The organism is Vibrio genomosp. F10 str. 9ZD137 (assembly GCF_049974785.1).
In the GTDB taxonomy this organism is placed as follows: Bacteria; Pseudomonadota; Gammaproteobacteria; order Enterobacterales; family Vibrionaceae; genus Vibrio.
The window spans coordinates 1-3,361 of sequence record NZ_JBNGCJ010000892.1 but is presented as its reverse complement, the minus strand read 5'-3'; the positions used below and the strand labels follow the sequence as shown (position 1 = coordinate 3,361).

The window sequence follows — 3,361 nt, the reverse complement described above, 5'->3', positions numbered from 1 at the left end:
CCGCTCTTCCGATCTACCGAGAAAAAAGAGCGGGAACGTAAACCCTGCTCTGCAATGGTGGAGTGGGGAGACGGCGAGAGCAAAAATCGCCTACTCATTGATGCCGGTATTATGGATTTACATCGACGCTTCAAATCAGGGTCGTACCTAGGTTTTTTGCTGACGCACTTTCACGTTGATCACGTACAAGGCCTATTTCATTTAAGGTGGGGTAACGGCGCTTCGATTCCAGTTTGGTGCCCGGACGATCCTCTAGGTTGCGCTGATCTACTTAAACATTCTGGATGTTTGCAGTTTATCCCTGAAATGACACATGCTCGGCCGGTCAAGATTGAAGGATTACGAGTCACACCTTTACAGATGCGTCATTCAAGGCCAACCGTTGGCTATCTATTTGAATATGCAGATCAGTCGATTGCTTATCTCACAGACACTGACGGATTACCCAATGAAACGTTACAGTTTTTGAGCGATAGAGCCTCTCTTGACACACTCGTGATTGATTGTTCATTTCCACCACAACACTCAGGGAGCAATCATGGCAACATTGATACCGCGAAAGAAATTCAGAAGTTACTTGCGCCTAAAAAACTGGTCATCACACACATTGGACACGATTTAGATGACTGGCTTATAAGAAACGAAGCACCCGATAGCGTCATCATTGGCTATGACGACATGATTGTTTTATAGCCCCATTGACAGTTCATACCCCTCCGCTAAGCTTTGCGATGGTCTCTTTCGTTCCGTGTATTTTAGCCATCGGCATAAGCACCTTGGTCAATGAACGTTTTTACCAGCGTACGATCCTGAACATTCAACCTCACCACACTAGAGTGGACGCTCTACTCATGGCATTTACAGTGTCTGTCCTTGCAGTTATTCTTGTAGTGAATGTATCAGCGACAGTTTTTACTGACAGCGGAACGTTTGATTATTAAAACTAATTGTATAAAAGGAATTCAGAGAAAGTGAATACAGTGATAAAAGCAGCATTGTTAGTATTAACATCGCTTGCCTTATTTGGCTGCCAAGATAAAACGGCGATCTATGCAAACCCACCTAGCCATATGGTTGATCAAATAGAAGCCTACTTACCATTATCAATGAAATACGTCGAAAAAAATGAGCAAATAGCCTTGTTGCAAGGTGAGCCGTTATCTCCTCAATTTATTGAAGTTGCTCACCGGATAGGAATCAAGCATCCAGAGAAAGTACGTGTAATTTACGCTGATACGCTGCCTCTACCAGAGAACGAATCACTGTTGTTTCAAATGCAGAGGTTAGGGTTGGATTCTCCATATTTTATCGGCGCGACTTTTGGGTACGGCATTTGGATTGCAAACCAAGCAAAAGGGGACAAACTGTTGTTGTCTCATGAATTGGTCCATGTAAAGCAAGCTGAAACAGTGGGTCTTGAAGCGTTTACGAAAGATTATCTACTGCAACTTTCGATTTTTGGTTATGCTGAAGCACCCATTGAACTTGAAGCTTATAGTAATGCTGAAGGTTATTTATAACCCTAAACGGTAGTGAAAAATTCCAATTGAACTCAGTGTATAGAAACCTTATTGTTTCTATTTAACAAGCATTGTTTGAATGGATTTAGTTACTATAAGTAAGGAATCAAAATGAAAAAACTGATGACATTATCTATTGTTGCTTTCGCTTTATCTGGCTGTGACGATGCCACCAAGGCCATTGACCAAGCTCAGCAGGCAGCAAACCAAGCGGTAGACAGTATCCAATCACAAATTGATTCGATTGATTTCGACCAGCTCAACTTAGAACAATTTGGTGAGACTGCGGAACTTGCAGAAGAGTTAGCGTCGTCTATCGGAGAAGCATTGAGTGCTGATTTCGCTAATCCTGAAGAATTAACTCAAATCTCAGACCATGTTGCCAATGCATACAGCTGTTTGGTTGAAGCATCCTCAGAATCAACCGCTGAGAAAGTTCTCGACAAGATTCTCTCGTCAATCACCGGTGAAGAAGCGATGAGTTTGATTGATAAGGGCATCGCAAGAGCGAAGGCGGCTCAAGAGTGCGTAATGTAATGTATTTCGGCCTGCAATCAGGCCACAAATGGCGTTATGAACCAATAACCCAATGAATCGTTAAAATACACGCCCTTATAAATATGCGTTGTATAAGTCAATATTCATTTTAAAACTAACTATCCGTACTAACACTAAATAGTGACCTAATGGCCATTTAGTCACGTATAACGACCATGCACTATGTGTATTTCGCAGTGTGTTATGACTAGGTGTGTTAACACGAATAGAGGACGATATGGAAACAGTGACCGGTTTATTGGAAGATTATGGTGTGTTGGTTTATGCGCTGCTTTTTTTGTATTGCGCCTTAAAAAGTGGTTGGCTACCGCTTTTTGCAGGTTACGCAGCCTACTTAGGTGCTCTCGAGTTACCTTGGGTTGCGCTAGCCACCTTCCTAGGAGGATATCTAGGGGATGAAATTCGCTTTTGGGTCGCCAAAACCTATGGCATTGCTTGGGTAGATCGTTCAACAACGTTTGGGCGTTTGTTTGAAAAGTCGGCGGCATTAGCCCAAAAGTACGGGACCGCGTATATCTTCATCTATCGATATCCTAAAGGTCTGCGCACGATAGGGGCATTACCACTCGGGTTGACGGACATAAAGTGGCGTAAATTTACGCTTTTGAACATGAGTTCTGCGACCTTATGGGTCGTAGTGATGGTGGGTGGTGGCTTCTTTTTCGGAGAAACCTTTGACACACTAGGCATTGAAAATTTAACAACCGTCAGTGTTCTTCTTCTTTTGGTATTTTTGTTGTCGGTCCTTAGAGTGTGGACACGAGATAAAAGACAAAAATTAACAAGGTCGTAGAGATGGCCACTGGGTGTCGAAAGGGCTACTGGGTTTAGACTCATTTTCGACACAGACTATAATAATCATATGGATAGAAGATGAAAGATAACAGGGTAGCCATCATTACTGGTGGCGGACGCGGGATTGGAGCCTCAACGGCACTGCTCTTCGCGAGTAAAGGCTATGCGGTTTGCATCAACTACAAATCAAATTCTGGAGCAGCTAAAAAGGTTGCCGATTCGATACTAGCGCAAGGAGGGCGGTGCATTACTGTTCAAGCAGACGTGTCGAGTGAAGAGGATGTTATTCGAATGTTCTCGACGGTGGATGAAAAACTCGGTGGCGTCTCTGTATTGGTCAATAATGCTGGGATATTGAGAAAGCAATCACGTTTGGAAGACATGACGGCCGAAAGAATCAACACCATATTGGTCAATAACGTGACGAGCTACTTTCTATGTTGCCGAGAGGCCGTAAAGCGAATGTCTACACGCCATGGCGGGCAGGG

The 3,361-nt window shown here is 43.5% G+C and carries 5 protein-coding genes; all 5 read left to right on the top strand.

Features of this window, described 5'->3' with window-relative positions; all coding sequences use genetic code 11:
- Positions 1 to 693 (top strand): MBL fold metallo-hydrolase (locus ACP45E_RS19890; RefSeq protein WP_241824355.1); only part of this gene is annotated, 693 nt, incomplete at its 5' end.
- Positions 694 to 971: 278 nt separating this feature from the next.
- On the top strand, positions 972 to 1,520 hold the full coding sequence (locus tag ACP45E_RS19885; RefSeq protein WP_017037427.1) for a hypothetical protein: 549 nt from the start codon (positions 972 to 974) through the stop codon (positions 1,518 to 1,520).
- Between the two features lie 111 nt (positions 1,521 to 1,631).
- On the top strand, positions 1,632 to 2,057 hold the full coding sequence (locus ACP45E_RS19880; protein WP_017036621.1) for a hypothetical protein: 426 nt from the start codon (positions 1,632 to 1,634) through the stop codon (positions 2,055 to 2,057).
- Positions 2,058 to 2,295: 238 nt separating this feature from the next.
- Positions 2,296 to 2,871, top strand: coding sequence for a DedA family protein (locus ACP45E_RS19875; RefSeq protein ID WP_017037428.1), 576 nt, complete (start codon positions 2,296 to 2,298; stop codon positions 2,869 to 2,871).
- Positions 2,872 to 2,951: 80 nt separating this feature from the next.
- Positions 2,952 to 3,361, top strand: a 410-nt coding sequence (locus ACP45E_RS19870; protein WP_141707442.1) for an SDR family NAD(P)-dependent oxidoreductase, incomplete at its 3' end; no start/stop codon positions are given.

Bases quoted from the DNA above. Each gene is read 5' to 3' on its own strand.
- ACP45E_RS19880 (WP_017036621.1), top strand. From the start codon at position 1,632: ATGAAAAAACTGATGACATTATCTATTGTTGCTTTCGCTTTATCTGGC.
- ACP45E_RS19875 (WP_017037428.1), top strand. From the start codon at position 2,296: ATGGAAACAGTGACCGGTTTATTGGAAGATTATGGTGTGTTGGTTTAT.